The organism is Thermoactinomyces sp. CICC 10735, from assembly GCF_016055175.1.
In the GTDB taxonomy this organism is placed as follows: domain Bacteria; phylum Bacillota; class Bacilli; order Thermoactinomycetales; family Thermoactinomycetaceae; genus Thermoactinomyces; species Thermoactinomyces vulgaris.
The window spans coordinates 31217-49302 of sequence record NZ_JAECVT010000007.1 but is presented as its reverse complement, the minus strand read 5'-3'; the positions used below and the strand labels follow the sequence as shown (position 1 = coordinate 49302).

Here is an 18086-nt window from a genome sequence, read left to right as displayed (position 1 = left end):
AAGAGCGGGGAGGAGACAATAAGTGAAAGTGCTGGTTGTCGGCAACGGAGGAAGAGAACATGCCATTGTTTGGAGTTTGCTCAAAAGCCCCAAGGTGGAAAAAGTGTATTGTGCACCAGGCAACGGAGGCATTCAGAAAGATGCCGAATGTGTGGATATTGCCGCCACCGACATTGAGGGGCTGGTTCACTTTGCAAAGGAAACCAAGGTGGATTTAACGGTGGTCGGTCCTGAAGTTCCCTTGTTGTCGGGAATTGTTGACCGCTTTGAAGAAGAGAGGCTTGCCATCTTTGGGCCCCGCAGGGAAGCGGCACGGATTGAAGGAAGCAAACGTTTTGCCAAAGAGTTCATGAAAAAATACGGAATTCCGACGGCGGATTTCAAGTCATTCACGGAATCTTCGAAAGCGATTGAATATATCCGCGGGAAAGGAGCCCCCATTGTCGTTAAGGCGGATGGTTTGGCTGCCGGAAAAGGGGTTGTGGTGGCAAGCACTGTGGAAGAAGCGGAAAAAGCCGTCATTGACGCAATGGAAGAAAAGGTTTTTGGCGATGCCGGCCGGGAGATTGTCATTGAAGAGTTTTTAAGCGGTCAGGAAATGTCGTTGATGGCGTTTATGGACGGAAAAACGGTCAAACCGATGGTGGTTGCTCAAGACCATAAGCCGGTGTTCGATCATGATCAAGGCCCCAACACCGGGGGAATGGGCGCTTATTCACCGGTTCCCCAGATTCCGGAAGAAGTGATCCGCGAAGCCGTTGAAACAATTTTGCTTCCTGTACAAAAGGCGTTTCAGGAAGAAGGAATCGAGTATAAAGGCGTCTTGTATGCGGGGTTGATGATCACCGCATCCGGGCCGAAAGTGATCGAATTCAATGCCCGCTTTGGCGACCCGGAAACACAAGTGGTGCTGCCCAGACTGAAAACGGATTTGGTGGAAATCATGGAATCGGTCATCGATGGCAAGCTCTCGGAACAGGACATCGTGTGGAGTGATCAAGCTGCTGTTTGCGTGATTCTGGCCTCGGGCGGTTATCCGGGATCGTATCAAAAAGGAATGGCCATTCAGGGGCTTGACAAACCGGCTGCCGATACGGTGATTTTTCATTCCGGAACGGTTTTGAGCGGTGAAGAGTGGTTAACGGCAGGAGGACGGGTTTTGGGAGTGACGGCATGGGGTGAGTCGATTCAAGAAGCACAAACGCGGGCTTATGAGCGGGTTAAACAAATTTCGTTTGACAATGTTCATTACCGGACAGATATTGCAAAGAAAGCTTTGTAAATCGCTGAACGGGACTGCTGGAACCAAACCAGCAGTTTTTTTATATGTAAGGAAAATAATAAAAACGAGCCACTGGGTCAGGCTCGTTAAATTTGGCAACCGGCACCGGTTGCGCAATAAAAGCCGTTTTCATTGATTATCCAATTTGAGTCGTTTCTTTTTCACCTTGAATGCTGATTCCATTGACCGGGATCTTAAACCACCAACCACCTTGTGTTTTTTTGACCGGTTGGTAACCCGCTTTTTTCAGGGAACGGGCAACCGTCCAGCTGGCGGTGTATACGGTGGCCAAATTGGTCGACTCATCAAATTGGATCACAGTTTCTTTTTCCATTTCGCTAAGAGACATATAACTCACGCTCCTAAACGGTTTTAATTTTCAAAAAACCGATCGTTTGTTCGCATTGCTATTAACCTTATTGTACCACTTTTTTTATGAAATGCCACCTCTGAATCAAAATCAACTTGATTCTTTTTTTCGACGTCAGGTTACAAATTATCCTGCTTATTCATGATAAAAAATGACGAAATTTGTATACAATATTACCAAAGTTCGATTTTTGTCGAATGAAGAGTTGGAAAGGTCGGACAAGTGTTATGGTGATCTTAGCTTGATTCTACGCCATCTGACGCATTTAATCAACTGCCATCTTACAGCACAGGAAGGAAAAAGGCTGAAAAAAGCGTTAAAATTCTTGTCGATCAGGTGGATGAGAGATTTTTATGAAGAATTTTTCATCAATTTTTCACGAATGAAAGCGTTTTCCTGTGTGTTGGCAGACACCTCGTATGTCAGAAACCGTCAAATTTCGAAGGTGACCCGCGGGACAGGTTTTCTTGAAAATCATTATACAAAAGAGTCAGAATTTAATCAAGAGATTCTCTTTTATATTTTTATATTTTCATGTTATTTATGATTGCGTCTCCCCTTTCTTTTTCTAAATCAGGAAAAAAGGGGAGAAATAAATTAAATTTTCATAGATTCCGTCATGAAAATGCAATCATCCATTCCATGATTCATTCTAATATTGTATAGTTTTAATTAAATATAACTTTTTCATGAAAGGTTTCTGTTTTCTTTTCCGAAAATGGCGATAATTGGACAAAAACGGGTGATCCCCTCTGCGACTTTCAGAGCCGAATGAATCGCCAAACACCAAGGAAAACGTCGTTTTGTCGATGCACAATAAGCCAAACCAACCAGTCCGAACGTAATGCGAATCAAAGCATCCAACGTACCCACATTCTTTTGCAAAGGAATTCCTCCTTTCGGCTTGTTACTGTTATTTTTGCAGGTTGTGCGCCGAAGTATGCAACCTGTGGGCAGGTAAAATGTTGTTCGACTAGCAAGTACAAAAATTGAAGGGGAGAGAAAGATTGTTCATCGAGATTTCAGCTGCGGAACAAAACAGGTTGATTGATGTGGCAATGGGAAGAATAGCCCCCAGCAAGTTGATCTTGGGAGGAACGGTACTGAATGTATACACCGGACAGCTGGAAAGAGCCGATATTGCCCTGTCCGGAAAAAGAGTGGCCTATGTTGGTCCGATGGAGCAAAGCGGGCTGAAGCTGGATGAAGAGATTCCCACTCTGGATGCGACCGGGCAGGTGTTGGTCCCCGGATATATCGAACCTCACGCACATCCGTCACAAATTTACCATCCGTTGACACTGGCTGAAAAAGCCGGATCACTGGGTACCACCACTTTGATTTGTGATAATGTGGTCTTTTTTGCCGAAAAAAATTTGTCACAAGTCATACATATGATGGATCAATTCAAGAAGTCACCCGTTAAATTTTTCTGGTGGGCACGGCTGGATCCCCAAGCTACTTTGCCGGATGAACGGCAAGGATTGTTTGAGCAAAAACGGGTGGCAGAAATGATCGGCTATGACCAGGTGGTGCAAACCGGCGAGCTGACCGACTGGGCGTCCCTGTTGGATGGCGATGAGAAAATGGTTTCCTGTATCACTTTGGCCAAGAATCAAGGCAAAAAAGTGGAGAGCCATGCTCCAGGGGCTTCTTATCAAACTTTGGCCAGATTGTCTGCGGCCGGCGTGACCGGTGATCATGAAAGCATCAGCTGCGATGAAGTATTAAATAGACTCCGCTTGGGTTATATGGTCTCCTTGAGATACAGTTCCATCCGCCCGGACCTTCCGGAGATCATGAAAGAACTGGTCCGGCAAGAGAATGTGCCGTGGCACCGGTTGATGATGACAAGCGACGGAGCGACGCCGTTATGTTTTAAAGATGGCTTTGTTGATTATTTGATTCGTTTGGCCATCGAAAGCGGTTGTCCCCCGGTTCATGCTTACCAAATGGCAACCATCAATCCGGCGGTTTATTACCGTATGGATGAGCATTTGGGAGGGATTGCCCCGGGACGGATCGCCGACATTAACTTTTTGTCTTCATTAAATGATCCCACTCCTGTCAAGGTGATGGCAAACGGCGAAGTGATTGCTGAAAACGGAAGATACAAGGAAGAGAAAAAATTGTCGCGTGAATCCGTCTATGCGGGAATGAAGTGGGATATGTCATCCTTTGAAGTGAAGCCGGAGGACTTGACCATTCCGGATCCGGGGAAAAAGAAATTTCCGGTGATCCAATTGATCAACTCCGTGATCACCAAACGGTCCAAAGAAAAAGTGGAAGCAAAAGATGGAAAAGTTTATTTGCCGGAGGGGGATGAACGGCTGTTTTCTTTTTTGATTGACCGGAACGGCCGATGGATCACCCCCGGATTGTTGCGCGGATTTGCCGTCGGGATTGACGGAATGGCGACAACCAACACGGGGTCGCGCGATATATTGGTTTTGGGAAGGGATCCGGAAGCGATGGCGATGGCTGCCAATCAAGTGATCCGGGATCAAGGGGGATTGGTTTGGATTCAGGATGGAAAGGAAAAGTTTCATCTGCCTCTGCCTTTATTGGGCATCATGGTGGATTTGTCCATCGATGAACTGATCGAACGGTTGGAGCTTTTTATTGACGAACTGAAACAGTATGGGTTTTCCCATTTGGATCCGCTGTTTACCATGACGTTTTTATCTTCCACGCATCTCCCTTATATCCGGCTCACCAGTGAGGGGATCATGCAAGTGAAAAAGAAGAAAGTGGAGTATCCTTCCAGCCGGCTATTGGAGTTGGTATAGTGGTTTTGAAGCGCTGAAAAATGCAGGTGGGCTTCTCTGGATGAGACCCACCTCTTCCCTTCCCAAATGGCGGAAAATTCGGATAATAAAAATGGCAGCCGCAGAGGATTTCAGGAAATCCCCGTTGCTGTGAAAGTTTGTTGAGAGATCCGGCGCCCTTTTCCGTAAGGGATGCACAAGGGGGTGCCAAAAATCGGATCGGTTGTAACCTTGGACTTCAGTTTGAAAACTTCTTCCACCATGCGTTCGTTGACCACCTTTTCCGGAGCGCCTTGGGCATAGACGGTTTGGTTTTGAATGGCGACAATATGATGGGCATACCGGCAGGCCAAATTCAGATCATGCAGGACCATCACAATGGTACGTCCTTCTTTTTGATTAAGGTCAAACAAAAGATCTAAAATTTCAATTTGGTGAGTAACATCCAGATAGGTGGTCGGCTCATCCAACAGAATGATATCCGTGTCTTGAGCCAGGGTCATCGCGATCCAGGCACGTTGCCGTTGCCCTCCTGACAAGGAGTCCAAGGGATGATCGGCATATTCCGTCATTTGGGTCATTTTTAAAGCCCACATTACTTTTTCTTCATCTTCCTTGGACCATTGGCTGGCCCAGGTTTGATAAGGATAACGGCCTTGCTTGACCAGTTGCATCACGGTGAATCCTTCGGGGGTTTCGGGCCCTTGGGGAAGGATCGCCAACTGTTTGGCGATTTCTTTGGAAGGACGTTTGTGAATTTCTTTTCCATTTAAAGTGATTTGCCCTGCGATCGGTTTTAAAAGCCGCGCCAGCGAGCGCAGGAGAGTCGATTTCCCGCAGCCGTTGCTTCCGACAAAAACCGTGATTTTTCCATGCGGGATTTCCAAATTTAATTCCCGGATGATGGTGGAAGAGCCGTATGCCAGTGTCAATTGGTGAGCGATGATGCCTTTTTGCAATAGGAACGCCTCCAGTCAGCCCTTGATCGGACAGCATTTGCATTTGTCTTTCATTCTATGAGAATAATTTTCAATCGTCAACGTGATTAAAATTTGTAATCCATTTTATTCTTTTTAGATAAATGATATTTTCTATTTGACCCGGAGAGAGGGTTTGGATATATTAGTCTTTATGGTAGGGAAAGGGTTGCTTTTTTCTTGAAGGAATAAAGAGGAATGAACCGATGGGCGAATCGAAATATATATAAATTACGTGTACAATGTAGAGTAGGAATAAAAAAGGCGATTTTGTCCACAATAATTTTGCATGTGCTGTCGAAGATGAGCGAAACTTGATCAAAAGGAGTTTATACTCTTGAAAGTAATAAATTTCTGGGGAAATCAACGGTTGGCACAGTTTTTATTTTTATCCATTATCTTGACGCCATTGTTGCCGCCGGTTGCCCTTTTGTGCATTGCAGCAGCTGTTTTGTGGCATCGGAAAGAATACCGGTTTTTGAAATCCCTTGATTGGCCGGAGAAGGCTTTCATCGGGTTCATGCTGATTTCCGCGGTCAGCTGGCTGGTGGAACCTTCCTGGTTTTACGGGATTCCCGTCGGGTTGATTCCGATTGCCATGTTTGGGCTTTATTGGATGTTGGCGGTTTGGATCCGCCATTTGAGCTGGTCTTGGCAAGAAGTGCAAAAGACGTACCTTGCTTTTTGGCTGAGCGGTCTTTACATTGCGGTCATTGTTTTTATCCAGCAAATGGATTGGCATGTCATCAATGACTCCTTTGTAGGTAATATTTTACAATTTTACAATGATTTTCGTTTTCAATCGGAACGATCCGTCCGCAGCATCGGAACGTCGGGAAATTCCAATTTGACTGCCGCTTTGCTCATCTGTTTTTCCTTGATGAGCATTTATGCCGCATCCGTGTTGAAGAAAAAATGGCATAAGTTGATGGCATTTTTGATTTTCGGGGTTTATGTGACGGCGATTTGGTGTACGGGTTCCCGCGGTGCATGGGCCGGATTGCTCATCGGCTTGATTGTCCAGCTGTGGATGACGGGACACCGAAAACGAACTGTGACGATTACGCTTGCCATTTTTTTGCTGATTTCTTGTTTTCCCGAGCTGATCCCGCGCAAGGAAACCTTGCAGGCAACCATTGAAGTCCGTTTGGAAGTGTGGACAACCGCGTTCAAGATTTTCAGGGAACATTGGTTGCTCGGGGTGCTGCCCCTTCATTTCGGCCAACTTTTTGTCAAAGAAGCCGGATTTTATGTTTATCATGCCCATAACATTTTTTTGGGGGTTGCCAGTGAGTTCGGTGTGTTGGGGTTGGGGCTGTTTCTTTGGATGTTGCTTTTGACCATCCAACGGGCGAGGCGCTGGCGGAAGGTGGCCAACCAAAAAGAAGAAAAAAGGCTGGCCGGAATGCTCTTGTCTTTGACCATTGCTCTTTTGGGGCATGGAATGTATGACTATCCGATTATTGCTCCGCAGATCGGCCTGATGTTTATGCTTAGTGTCATTATCATTCATACTCAGTATGTTCGTCGTTGCGTCAATAAGCCGGACTGGAGCAAGTCTTCGGAACCCGAGCGGGAATTTCCCGCTTTTTCGGAGCGAAAAGTGATTTCATGGATCTTGCTCTTTATCCCGTATGAAGTGATGTACTGGATTTATCGCGTTTTTGTACACCGGAAAATCGAGTAGAAGCCGGGGAAATGCATTTCCCCGGCTTTTTTGTATTCATCCAAGAGGAACAAGAGTGTATAAAATCTGAAAAATTAGATCAGGATGGTACCATGAAAAAACTTTTTGGTTTGAGGTGGTACCCGTGAAATGGATACATATGCTTTGCTTTGTTTTGTCTTTCTCTCTGGCAGCCTGTTGGTTGGCCGGTGATGCCGGGGCCGAAAGCCTTGCGGAGGACGCGGTGGTGGTTCAAAAAGGGGATACGTTGACCCGGTTGGCGAGGAAATATGAGGTTTCCGTGAACGATTTGGTGCGGATGAACCACCTGAAGGATCCGGATAAGATCTATCCGGGACAAAAATTGCGGATCCGGAAAAAACAAGGATCCGTCCAATTGTCTGCCCATGCCATGCCGGCGATGAAAAGAGGGAAGGACCTCGGTGAATTTACGCTCACGGCCTACACGGCCGGACCGGAGTCGACAGGCAAACGGCCGGGTGACCCGGGGTACGGGATCACAGCCAGTGGAAGTCCGGTAATGGAAGGATTGACCATTGCCGTCGATCCGGATGTGATTCCCATCGGCTCCCGTGTTTACATTGAGGGAATTGGTTACCGGATTGCCCAAGACACCGGAGGGGCGATCAACGGGCGGCGGATAGACGTTTACATGGAAGATCTGGATGAAGCCCTTCAATTCGGAGTCAAGAGAAATGTCCGCGTCGAAATGGTGGAATGAGTTTTTTCCGTCTTGGGCGATGGTTCGTTCACCGGATCATTGCCGCCCTGCCAAAAATCCGATCCATAATTGTGAATTTTACGAACAATGGGCTTTTCCTGATGGAAAAGTCTTTTTTTTTGATTGGGGATGAGCATAAAATGAAAGGGAAAGGAGAAATCCGATGGAATTTTCACTTCCATTGCGTTATCCGTATTCATTTAAACTTACGACCAAACGCCTTCATTCATTTGAAAAAAGCATTTATCGTTGCCGACATGGCCGTTTTCAGCGTACCATTCACGGAAAGCACGGTCCGTTATTGCTCTCGGTAAGCTGTGACGAGGAGGATGTTGCCCTGAAGGTGGAGATCACCGGGAAGGTGGAGGAACAGGAAGAAGAAGGGTTCCGCAAAAAAGTGGCCCGCATGTTTTCCACCGAAGTGGACTTGCAACCGTTCTATGAACAAATGGAACAAGTCCCGGAGTTGGCCCCGGTGATCCTGGCACGGAAGGGATTGCATTTTGTGCTGGATCCCGACTTGCATGAGTGTTTGATCAAAACGGTCATCGGGCAACAATTGAATGTATCTTTTGCAGCTGTCCTCATTCGCCGTTTGATTGAACTGGCAGGGGATGAAGCCGAATTTCAAGGAGAACGATGGGCTGTTTTCCCGACCCCGGAACAGATTGCCCGGCTCAGGTATGAGGATTTGCAAGAGATCCAGTTCAATCGTCGCAAAGCAGAATACATTATCGATTTGTCGAGAAGGATAGCCGGCGGCAAATTGGATCTGGAGGCACTGGACAGATGTTCCGATGAGGAAGTCTTTGCCCGCTTGCTTCCAATCCGGGGGATTGGACGTTGGACGGCGGAATGTGTGATGCTATTTGGACTGGGGAGGCCCGATCTGCTCCCGGCCCAGGATATCGGGCTGAGAAATGCGGTCAAACAGTTTTATTCCATGCAAGAAAGACCGGATGAACCGACCATCCGGCAACTTGGCAGAAGTTGGTCCCCCTATGCCAGTTATGTTACTTTTTATTTATGGGATGCCCTGAGCGACCTGAAAAACGGGGAATAATGGAAATGGCAATGTCGATCGACATTTGTAAAGGAGAAGATGAAAGTGGCAAGGAAGAGAGCTCAACAAAAGAAGAAACGTGTTGCGGAAGTCGATGCCCATGGCATCTTGATGCGGGATCTCAAAGCGATGGCAGTGTGGACAGGGATTGCAATTCTTGCCATTACCGTCTTTGTGCTTGCCGGGCAGTTTCTATAAAAAAAACCGTTGACGAAACAGTGGTCGGAAAAACAGAAAAGCCCCTCCTTCAAAAAGGAGGGGCTGATTGTATTTCCTTACACTTCAAAGCCTTCTTTGACCAGTTTCGCTTCTTGTCCGTCTTCTAAGTGATATACCACACTGCGCGGATAAGCGAAGTCGATTTTGTATCTGTGCAAAACAAGAATGGTTTCTTTTCGGATCGCCCTTTCCAGTGCCCAAAATTGATCCGGTTCGCTGAGGGCGGTCAGAGTGAATGTGACCCCGCTTGCATCCATCGTGGTGATCCCCATGATTTCCGGTTCTTGAATCAGAGAAGAGGCAAACTTTTCTTGAATGTTTGCACAAACCTCTTCCAATGCTTCATTCACTTTTGACAAGTCGGATTCATAAGGAACCGTCACGTTGACAATGGCCCGCATCTGATCCCGGTTGTAATTTGTCACTTGGTTGATGTTACCGTTCGCGAGATAATGCAGCCGTTGGTTAAATTCACGAATTTTGGTGATGCGGAGGCCGACTTCTTCGACCGTTCCGCGGATTTGACCGTTGATTTCCACATAATCGCCGACTTCCAACTGTCCTTCGAAGATCATAAAAAATCCGCTGATGACATCCCGGATCAGATTTTGTGCCCCGAAACCGACCGCCAAGCCCAGAACCCCGGCACCGGCCAGCACAGGCAGCGGATCAAAGCCGAGATTGATTAAGATGGTGAGTGCGGATATAAAGTAAATGGCATAACGGGCAATGGATTTGATCAACTTGCGGAGGGTTTGCGCTTTTTTGGATTCCATCCGGCTGATGTCAAAAATTTTATCCACAATCCGGTCGACAAAGCGAAGTGCCACGATCGTCAAAACAACGATGAGCGCAATTTGACCGGCTGGAAGGACAATGTAAGACATCGGATCTTCAATCATCCGGGTCAACAGGGTTTTGGTTTGCACTGCCAATTCCCCGGCGGCCGCAATTTGTGTATTCAATGTTTGTTCCGTTATTCCATTCATTCTTTTACTTCTCCTCCGGTTTCATCAAGCGAATTTATGAAATGAATTGTTTTGTTTTTTTATCTAATTGTTCTCTGCTCATCCAACCAACATAAGCGTAAAAGATCTGGTGTTGATGGTCAAGTAAAGCAATGGCAAAAAAGGGATAATGCCTTTTATAATGGTACCGGACGTCCAGCCAGCGGACTTCATAACCGTAGGGACGTTCAAAGACTTTGGGATATCCGTAAGAAGTAAAAGAAAGGAAAGCACGGATGGGTTCGGCCTTTTTCGATTCCTTGACGGCCGGATGAAGCATATCTTTGGTCGGAAAACGGCCGGTCCAATGGATTCGTTTACTCCGAATTTCACCCACTTTTGCCATTTCCGGGGTTTCAACGATCAAATTCCACACATTCCAGCGAAAAGTGGGGGTCAGAGTGTATCTGCCGAGCACATTGACTTGTTTTTGTGCCATCCGGAGCAGATTTCGCTGTTGCCAAAACCGGAGCGCAATATAACCGGCGATTGCCAAATAGACCAGAAGGAAGATTTTTCCGCTTTGAGCCGGCCATATCCACCACAAGGCAAATCCGGCCAGATGAAGGGAGAAAATGAAAGGATCAAAGATGTTCAAAACGTTAAAAGTCACCCAGTTTCTGGATAACGGACGGAACGCCTGGGTTCCGTAGGAATTAAACAAATCAATAAAGATATGGATAAAGACGGCAAGAAAGCTCCATAAAAACGTGTGTAACACATTTATTTCCGGTAGCAGAAGAAAAAGCCCAAGGGTGATGAGACCGGGCCAAACCAAAAGCATTGGCAATGAATGGCTGAATCCCCGGTGATTCCGGATATATTTGGCATTTCCTTTCAGGCGGTAAAGCGTATCGATATCCGGTATTTCAGATCCGATCACGGTTGCCAACAGCACCGATTTCATTGTTTCAGGATCGGTTGTGACCGCCGGATCCAATTGAGCCAATCCGAAAAGTCCCACCCCCATCACAAAATGGGTTCCTGTATCCATTCTTAGACCCTCCTCCGGGACAGACTGAACAAATTTTATCAGATTTTTATAATGAAAAGATTGACGTAATCGATAAAATTTATTTTAATAAAGCAACTACTGTCCATAGTTTAAAGGAACGTTAAAATTCATTTATACAAATCGGGGTCAGGTCGTGTATGATGTTAATAACAGGATTTTCTGTATCATCTCATTCAGATTATAACCTTTGGAACCGAATTCATGCTAAAGGAGGACACTGATTGCCAAAAAGTCGCGATATTGATAAACATTTATCCATCAGTGAAGAAAAACGACATACTATTCAGACACAATTACTGGCGTGGTACGGACAAAACAAGAGAGATTTGCCGTGGCGAAAAAACAAAGACCCTTACCGAATCTGGGTTTCCGAAATCATGCTGCAACAAACCCGCGTCGATACGGTGATCCCTTATTTTGAACGGTTTATGAAGCTGTTTCCCACGGTGGAAGATCTGGCCAATGCCCCCGAAGAACAAGTGCTGAAGGCTTGGGAAGGTTTGGGCTATTATTCGCGTGTACGAAATTTGCACCAAGCCGCCAAGCAAATCGTTCATGAAGGCGATGGGAAAATTCCTTCAGATAAAAAATCTATATTAAAATTAAAAGGAATTGGCACTTATACCGCCGGAGCGGTGTTAAGCATTGCGTTTGACCAAAAAATTCCGGCTGTGGACGGGAACGTGATGCGCGTTTTTTCCCGTTTGTTTGCCATCGAAGAGGATATTGCATCCGGCACCACCCGGAAAAAGATGGAGTCTCTGGTGGAGCGTGTCATGCCGGAAGAAGCCCCGGGGGATTTCAACCAGGCGTTGATGGATTTGGGGGCAACCATTTGCACTCCGGTATCACCCGGCTGCTTGCTCTGTCCGGTTCGTTCGGTGTGTGAAGCCTATGAAAAAGGGATGGAAGAACAACTTCCGGTCAAAAAAAAGGCAAAACCGCCGGTGCAACAAGAGATGGTGATGGTCTTTTTTCAACATCAAAACTTGTTTATCGGGGAGAAAAGGCCTGAACAAGGATTGCTTGCCGGGCTTTGGGGTTTGCCGACCTTTGAGATCCCCAAAGGAGATCATCATTTGACAATCATAGAAAAATTTTGCAAAGAAAATCGAATACCTGCTTTAAATTATATAATCAAAGGAGAATTTCAACATGTTTTCAGCCATCGCCATTGGAAGGTGACGGTGGTGGAAGTGGAGCTTAAAAATACCGGCTTTGATTTGCCAACGTCATGGTCATGGCTGGAAAAAGAGAAAAGAGAAGAAAAAACCTGGGCCAATGTTTACCACAAAGCGTTTAAAACAGAACGAAAAAAAGTCTGACGGATGGATGATAAAAGGGAGAGTGTGATTGTGGAGGAAAAAGAGAAGAAGCATGAGGAACATTCCTCTGAAACAAAATCTGAGTTGGAGATCCGTGTGGATGATGGAAAGAAGCCGGAAGGGACAGGAAGCGGAGAGCAGCAGGCATTTGGCGATCCGGGGGCATTTTCCCCGACCGGGGCTGAAGAGCATGCAAAGGCTGAACAAGCCCATGCGAAACCGGAAGCAATGAGCAATGAGCAAAACAAACCAAATGAGAAAGCGGACGGGACCCCGGCCGGCGTGCCGCAGGAAAGAGGAATCCGGGAAAGGATCAAGAGTGAAATCAAAAACACTCCCCGTCCCAAAAAGATTTTGGTGAGCACCATCATCGCATCCATGACGGTGGTGGCGATCCTGGGCTTTGGTGTTTACGGCCCGGCAGGGACGACGGAAGAAGTTGCTGCGGTTCAAACGGAGGAAGAAAAGAAAGATCCGGCCAAACTGATTTTGCAACATGAGGGCAAAAAATACGAGTTGGATTTGTGGCAATTGGGTTATGATGGAAAAAGTCCGGAAAGTGTGGATATGAAAAAATTAACCGAATGGTTGGACAGCGTCCGCAAGGAAGTGCGTGTCGAACCGAAGAATGCCCGGTTTGAGAACAACCGTTGGGGGGAGACCCTGATCAAGGGAGAATACGGAGAAGACATGGATGTGGAAAAAATGAAGGAATGGCTGAATAATTGGCATGCTTCCTTGAATCAACCGTATACGATCCCCATGGTTGAGGTGAAACCGGAGGTGACCAGCAATGATTTGCGCCAAGTGGATAAAAATTTGATCGGAAGCTACACCACCAAATTCAACCCAGGAAACGTCAACCGGACCACGAATATGCAGCTGGCCTCCAATGAGATTCATAATTTGGTCATGTTGCCCGGCGAAAAATTTTCATTCAACCAAGTGGTGGGAGAGCGCACTGAAGCAAGAGGATATAAAACCGCTCACGTGATTGTCAAAGGAGAATATACCGAAGGCATTGGCGGAGGCATTTGCCAAGTCTCTTCCACGTTATACAACAGTACGGACCGTGCCGGATTGAAAATGTTGAGAGTGGTCCATCACAGTGCAGATGTCGATTATGTGCCCAAAGGCCGGGATGCCACGGTTTCATGGGGCGGTCCGGATTTCCGCTTCCAAAACAATCTGGATGCTCCGATTCTTTTGAGGATCTTTATCAACGGCGGGGAACTGACGGCAAATGTTTATACGGTTCCCGGAGCCAAAGTGAAAAAGCGCAATGTGGCGCCGGCACCCGAATCCTTTACGGAAGTGGTCGTTGATCAGAGCGGAAAGGAAGTGCCGCAGTCTTAAACAAAAAACACCCTTCGGCCAAGATGAACGGGTCAAAGGGTGTTTTTTGTTCAGCCGGTTGGTTTTCATCCAACATGGCCGTGTCGGAAATAAGCACCAGATCGCATTGAAAACGTTTTTTGTATCTCTGTAAACAAGGGATGAGATGAGGACTGCCGATTTCTTCTTCTCCTTCAATCAGGAATTTCACATTCACGGGAAGACGTCCCTGCAAGACGAATTCAGAGGCTGACGCTGACCCGGGTGGTCAGTCCTTTTTGCTTATGGAACAACTGCGCGGCATGCATGATTTATACCGGTTATGCACCAAAGTGAATCCGCAAGGAATGCGTTTTGCAAATCACAACAAAAATAAAAAGATCTGGAAAAAAGTGATTGAAAGAAGAGGGGGCAGGATAAAATAAAGAAAAAGGAAAATTTTGCTGTTTTCTGAGTGTTCCGGCGGGGGTGGTAAGTGATGAAACATGTGTCTGTGGGGGTTCGCAAGCATTGGTTTTTATGGGTATTCCGCGGGTCGGCTCTTCTTCATTTTGTCACCGTTCTTTTTGTCATGTTCGTTCTTTTCCAACTGTCTCAGGGGTCCTGGCTCAGACGGTTCCGTTTTATGCAGGCGAATGAGGTCCTGGTGACGATCTCCTGGATTAGCATTCTGATTGCCGTTTTGTCCATTCTGGCCGTTTTCACCATCTTGTTGTTCACCCTCGACCGGCAATATCGCGTGATTTTGCAGTGGGGTTGGTTTATTCAATTGATGGGCAGCCTTTCCTTATTCATCCATGTCTTTATACAAATGTTTGTCTATCCATTGCTGATGAAAATGGCTTGGGAGACAACCAATCCGCTCTTGTTTCATCATCTGGATGATTGGGAACATTTACTTGTCCCCGCGATCAGCGTCTTTGTCCCCTCTTGTTGGGCCGTCGGCGGGTTGATCTATACCGCCGTGATGTTCCGGTCATCGGGTCTTTCCCGCTTGCTTCATTGGTGGTCGTTGCTGGTTTGGGTCATGGTTCTGACCGGGGCGGTCTTGGTGCGGTGGGTCGGTTCTGCGGCGGTTTTCTGGCAGGGGGCTGCCATCCTTTTGTTTGTCCCGTGGCTTTGGTATGCGGCTGAAGATATGAATCCGATTGGAAATGAAATGGATTGAAATAAAATTAGTTCTTGAGGTAAAATAAATAAGCCGAGAATGGGATCTGAAGCGGGGGGAAAAAATGATACGCTTACGTTCTTTTCGATTGTCAGATGTACATGATGTATCAAACATTTGGCAAATGACAGCTTCTCGCGAGCAGGAAAAAGAAACGTTGCAAGTGTTGGCGGAACAAATCAGCTTGGACCGGGATTTGGTGATCGTGGCTGAAGAAGAAGGAACAGTGGTTGGTGCGATTGTTGGTACGATTGATCAACAAACGGGCTTTTTTTATTGTCTGGCTGTCCATCCTGACCATCAAAAGAGAAAAATTGGCACCATGTTGGTCCGTGAGTTGGAACATCGTTTTTGGAAAAAAGGAGTCAAAAGGATTTGGATCACAGTCGATGAAGGAACGAAAAAACTGCTCCCATTTTATCAACATCTCGGCTATACCAATAGTTGCTCCACTCGCTTGGAAAAAGAGTTGTATTCTGTCTTTCAAAGGCGTCAAACCGTTTCATAATTTTTTATGCTTTGAGTTTCTGCCGAAAGGCAGAGATTTTTTTGTGTCCAAATCCTTTTTTGGACCCCAAGCCTATTTAAGGATATCTGTTTTAAGTTAAGATTACTACACTTTGAATGCGCTTTCAAATTAAAATTATTTGAACGGTTTATTTTTTTGCCTGTTCCGCTTTTTTGAAAAGATGAACCGGCTTTCTTGTTTTGTTTTTTGTTATGTAAATTTTAATGATTCATCAAAAAATTATTAAATGTGTTTGGATGAATGCATTTGCTTTTTGCTTTCTCTTTTCTGCAAGCTCAAAACGGTTGCCGGGGTGGGGGCCGGGCCGTGATCTCCGGTTGACATCCCGATCGCAATGATTCATAATAGTTAGCAGAATTTCATGATCAGTGAGAAAAAACCGTTCGTACAACCGATATATGTTGGAAACGCGATGACGAGGGCCAGTAAAACATGACAAGCCGTACAGAGAGTAAAGCCCGCCGGTTGAGAGGCTTTGCCGGTGTTGTCTGTTTGAACCCACCCTTGTATGCGGAAGATGATGAATCTATCCGGGTTTTCCCGTTACAGATAAAAAGCCGGGCACAATGGATGTGCCAACAAAGGTGGTACCGCGGAAGACAAACCTCTTTCGTCCTTTAGGCGAAAAGAGGTTTTTTATTTTGAAACAAAGAGGAGGGATTTTTGATGCTTGCACACAAGACCATCGGGTTTATCGGCGCCGGATCCATGGCGGAAGCGATTTTGGAAGGGCTGATCACGGAGAAGAAGGTGAAGCCGCATCAAGTGAGCATGGTGAACCGGCAAAACCGCACGCGCATCAAAGAAATATGTCAAAAATACGGGCTTGATTGGACGAAGCAAAGCGAAGAAAATGTGGCCGGGGCAGAGATTGTGATTCTTGCGGTAAAACCCAAAGATACGGTCGAAGTGTTGAAAAAATGGGGAGAGCGTTTACAGGACGGACAAATTTTAATCTCTGCGGTGGCGGGAATCACCACGGAATTCATTGATAATTATTTACAAAATCGCGTTTCGGTGATGCGGGTGATGCCAAACACCTCTTGCCGGGTGGGGCGATCGGCCACGGCGATGAGCAAGGGAAGCCGGGCGACCCGGGAAGCGGTTGAGATCACAAGAGAGATTTTTTCCACTATCGGCTTGGTGGTCATGGTGGAAGAAGCTTTGATGGATGCCGTGACGGGCCTGTCGGGAAGTGGTCCGGCTTATATCTATACCATGACGGAAGCCATGGAGTCTGCCGGGGTATCGGCCGGTTTGGATCCGGAAACAGCCCGGATCTTAACGGTTCAAACTTTGCTGGGAGCGGCACATATGCTCATGGAAAGCGGAAAAAATGCCAGGCAGTTGTGTGAAGAAGTCACATCTCCCGGAGGCACCACCATGGCCGGTTTGCAGGCATTAAGGGATTATCGCTTTGACGAAGCGGTGAAAGCGGCCGTGCTGAAGGCGGCGAAGCGGGCGGGTGAATTGGGCAAACAACATGCTTCTTATTGAAATGTTGAGAGTCCATGACAAGGCGGGTTCATGGACTCTTTTTCATGCCGGAGTCCGGTTTTCCCTGAAGTTGATTTAGTAAGGGATTTTTCTTTATTACAGAAAAAAATTAAATTCAGAGTTTTGGGTGTTTTATTTTATGTTATTTTTGGAAATAAAAAGACTAGAAACTTCATTGAGAGGAATGGAAAAGAGCCAAAAAAGACGGTGATGCCATCGGAGGAGCGGATGATAAAACTACGTGTTTTTGGGTGTATTTGCCAAAAATACGTCATTTTGTTAACAAATGTTGGGTTTATGCTTGCAATTGACAGGGGAAAAGTGGTAGAACAAGATGATGTGAGTGAAAATTCCTTGGTTTGGCAATAGGTTTCTTTTTTAAAAAAAAGATTCATTCTTTGTCTTCACCGTGTCGTCAGAAACCTTTTGCTCCGCGTCTGCTTCCTTCCGGTATCACCGGTACCTTGCGAGAATTGGGGGTAGATGATGGAGTGAATGAACATGGACTTGGTGAAACGATTGTATAAATGGGTGTTTGTGCTCATCTATGCAATCTTGTTTTCCTGGGCGGTCAACCATTACGGGATTGCACTATCCGTTGTGAACGGGACATCAATGAAGCCGACACTTCATGACGGGGACTATCTCCTTGTGAACAAATTTACATTCTTGTGGAATGAACCAAAACGGGGAGATATCGTCACGTTTCAAGATCCATCCAATCCCGGGCGTTATTTGGTGAAAAGGGTGGTGGGTGTCGGAGGGGACATCATTGAAGTGAAAAATGGATATTTATACCTGAACGGGAAAAAAGCAGTCGAAGAGTATATTGACACCAAGATCGAAGACGGGGATTTCGGACCCGTCCGGGTAAAGCCGGGGACAGTATTCGTCATGGGAGATAACCGGCACCGGTATGCCAGCAAAGACAGCCGTTATGAAAGCGTGGGATTTGTTCCCTGCGAATTGATCAATGGAAAAGTGGAACGGATCTTATGGCGGTCTTTGTCCGGTTCTTCCCTTTAAAGCCATAAAGGAAACAATTTGGAATAGGTATAAAAGTCGAAAATTGTTCACAGAATTGAAATTGCGTAATTGCTTAAATGTCGCATAATAGGTAAGT

Annotated in this window: 18 protein-coding genes; 13 read left to right on the top strand and 5 right to left on the bottom strand. The window is 46.3% G+C overall.

From position 1 onward, the window contains the following. The first annotated feature begins 22 nt into the window (after window positions 1–22). Entirely contained in the window at window positions 23–1282 is a 1260-nt protein-coding gene (purD, locus tag I8U23_RS13090; RefSeq protein WP_037996191.1) for a phosphoribosylamine--glycine ligase, read from the top strand. Window positions 1283–1418: 136 nt separating this feature from the next. On the opposite strand, the gene I8U23_RS13085 is transcribed toward purD, so the two are convergent. Beyond that, complete coding sequence (locus tag I8U23_RS13085) at window positions 1419–1631, bottom strand: hypothetical protein (protein ID WP_037996188.1); 213 nt, start codon at window positions 1629–1631, stop codon at window positions 1419–1421. Window positions 1632–2339: 708 nt separating this feature from the next. Then, window positions 2340–2537, bottom strand: a complete 198-nt coding sequence (locus I8U23_RS13080; protein ID WP_037996180.1) for a YgaP family membrane protein — start codon at window positions 2535–2537, stop codon at window positions 2340–2342. Window positions 2538–2659: 122 nt separating this feature from the next. Between I8U23_RS13080 and I8U23_RS13075 the strand changes: the two genes are divergently transcribed. Beyond that, complete coding sequence (locus tag I8U23_RS13075; protein ID WP_049719586.1) at window positions 2660–4441, top strand: adenine deaminase C-terminal domain-containing protein; 1782 nt, start codon at window positions 2660–2662, stop codon at window positions 4439–4441. A 110-nt stretch (window positions 4442–4551) separates the two neighbouring features. Here the strand turns inward: I8U23_RS13075 and I8U23_RS13070 are convergent, their stop codons facing one another. Continuing rightward, a complete protein-coding gene (locus I8U23_RS13070) occupies window positions 4552–5379 on the bottom strand; it encodes an ABC transporter ATP-binding protein (protein ID WP_049719587.1) in 828 nt (275 codons plus the stop codon). A 355-nt stretch (window positions 5380–5734) separates the two neighbouring features. On the opposite strand from I8U23_RS13070, the gene I8U23_RS13065 reads away from it, so the two are divergent. From I8U23_RS13065 to I8U23_RS13050, 4 genes are all read left to right on the top strand, one after another. After that, entirely contained in the window at window positions 5735–7084 is a 1350-nt protein-coding gene (locus I8U23_RS13065; RefSeq protein ID WP_037996176.1) for an O-antigen ligase family protein, read from the top strand. 124 nt (window positions 7085–7208) lie between these two features. After that, window positions 7209–7805: a 3D domain-containing protein gene (locus tag I8U23_RS13060; RefSeq protein ID WP_049719588.1), complete on the top strand. Its 597-nt coding sequence runs from the start codon at window positions 7209–7211 to the stop codon at window positions 7803–7805. A 163-nt stretch (window positions 7806–7968) separates the two neighbouring features. Beyond that, window positions 7969–8868: a DNA-3-methyladenine glycosylase family protein gene (locus tag I8U23_RS13055; RefSeq protein WP_049719589.1), complete on the top strand. Its 900-nt coding sequence runs from the start codon at window positions 7969–7971 to the stop codon at window positions 8866–8868. Window positions 8869–8913: 45 nt separating this feature from the next. Continuing rightward, on the top strand, window positions 8914–9066 hold the full coding sequence (locus I8U23_RS13050; protein ID WP_165489714.1) for a hypothetical protein: 153 nt from the start codon (window positions 8914–8916) through the stop codon (window positions 9064–9066). 77 nt (window positions 9067–9143) lie between these two features. Here I8U23_RS13050 and I8U23_RS13045 read toward each other — a convergent pair whose 3' ends face one another. Further along, the gene (locus I8U23_RS13045; RefSeq protein ID WP_049719590.1) at window positions 9144–10076 is read right to left on the bottom strand and encodes a mechanosensitive ion channel family protein; all 933 of its coding nucleotides are present in this window, start codon (window positions 10074–10076) and stop codon (window positions 9144–9146) included. A 34-nt stretch (window positions 10077–10110) separates the two neighbouring features. Continuing rightward, a complete protein-coding gene (locus I8U23_RS13040) occupies window positions 10111–11088 on the bottom strand; it encodes a metal-dependent hydrolase (protein WP_198051119.1) in 978 nt (325 codons plus the stop codon). Between the two features lie 242 nt (window positions 11089–11330). Here I8U23_RS13040 and mutY point away from each other — a divergent pair, with 242 nt between their 5' ends. From mutY to lepB, 7 genes are all read left to right on the top strand, one after another. Next, window positions 11331–12434, top strand: a complete 1104-nt coding sequence (mutY, locus tag I8U23_RS13035) for an A/G-specific adenine glycosylase (protein WP_206760065.1) — start codon at window positions 11331–11333, stop codon at window positions 12432–12434. A 30-nt stretch (window positions 12435–12464) separates the two neighbouring features. Continuing rightward, the gene (locus I8U23_RS13505) at window positions 12465–13790 is read left to right on the top strand and encodes a VanW family protein (RefSeq protein ID WP_062843401.1); all 1326 of its coding nucleotides are present in this window, start codon (window positions 12465–12467) and stop codon (window positions 13788–13790) included. 457 nt (window positions 13791–14247) lie between these two features. Then, on the top strand, window positions 14248–14937 hold the full coding sequence (locus I8U23_RS13025; RefSeq protein ID WP_037996169.1) for a hypothetical protein: 690 nt from the start codon (window positions 14248–14250) through the stop codon (window positions 14935–14937). A gap of 64 nt (window positions 14938–15001) precedes the next feature. Beyond that, window positions 15002–15445 (top strand): GNAT family N-acetyltransferase, encoded by a 444-nt coding sequence (locus I8U23_RS13020; RefSeq protein WP_082240699.1) that lies wholly within the window; start codon window positions 15002–15004, stop codon window positions 15443–15445. A 687-nt stretch (window positions 15446–16132) separates the two neighbouring features. Beyond that, complete coding sequence (gene proC, locus I8U23_RS13015; RefSeq protein ID WP_037996166.1) at window positions 16133–16963, top strand: pyrroline-5-carboxylate reductase; 831 nt, start codon at window positions 16133–16135, stop codon at window positions 16961–16963. A 30-nt stretch (window positions 16964–16993) separates the two neighbouring features. Further along, window positions 16994–17332 carry a hypothetical protein gene (locus I8U23_RS13010; RefSeq protein WP_037996164.1) on the top strand — a complete coding sequence of 113 codons (339 nt, stop codon included), beginning with the start codon at window positions 16994–16996 and terminating at the stop codon, window positions 17330–17332. 132 nt (window positions 17333–17464) lie between these two features. After that, window positions 17465–17989 carry a signal peptidase I gene (gene lepB, locus I8U23_RS13005; protein ID WP_049719594.1) on the top strand — a complete coding sequence of 175 codons (525 nt, stop codon included), beginning with the start codon at window positions 17465–17467 and terminating at the stop codon, window positions 17987–17989. The last annotated feature ends 97 nt before the right edge of the window (window positions 17990–18086 follow it).

What these genes read in the sequence shown, in the direction of transcription:
- I8U23_RS13055 (WP_049719589.1), top strand. Translation starts at nt 7,969, where the DNA reads ATGGAATTTTCACTTCCATTGCGTTATCCGTATTCATTTAAACTTACG.
- lepB (WP_049719594.1), top strand. Translation starts at nt 17,465, where the DNA reads ATGGACTTGGTGAAACGATTGTATAAATGGGTGTTTGTGCTCATCTAT.
- I8U23_RS13010 (WP_037996164.1), top strand. Translation starts at nt 16,994, where the DNA reads ATGGACTCTTTTTCATGCCGGAGTCCGGTTTTCCCTGAAGTTGATTTA.
- I8U23_RS13045 (WP_049719590.1), bottom strand. Translation starts at nt 10,076, where the DNA reads ATGAATGGAATAACGGAACAAACATTGAATACACAAATTGCGGCCGCC.
- I8U23_RS13085 (WP_037996188.1), bottom strand. Translation starts at nt 1,631, where the DNA reads ATGTCTCTTAGCGAAATGGAAAAAGAAACTGTGATCCAATTTGATGAG.
- I8U23_RS13020 (WP_082240699.1), top strand. Translation starts at nt 15,002, where the DNA reads ATGATACGCTTACGTTCTTTTCGATTGTCAGATGTACATGATGTATCA.
- proC (WP_037996166.1), top strand. Translation starts at nt 16,133, where the DNA reads ATGCTTGCACACAAGACCATCGGGTTTATCGGCGCCGGATCCATGGCG.
- I8U23_RS13040 (WP_198051119.1), bottom strand. Translation starts at nt 11,088, where the DNA reads ATGGATACAGGAACCCATTTTGTGATGGGGGTGGGACTTTTCGGATTG.
- I8U23_RS13025 (WP_037996169.1), top strand. Translation starts at nt 14,248, where the DNA reads ATGAAACATGTGTCTGTGGGGGTTCGCAAGCATTGGTTTTTATGGGTA.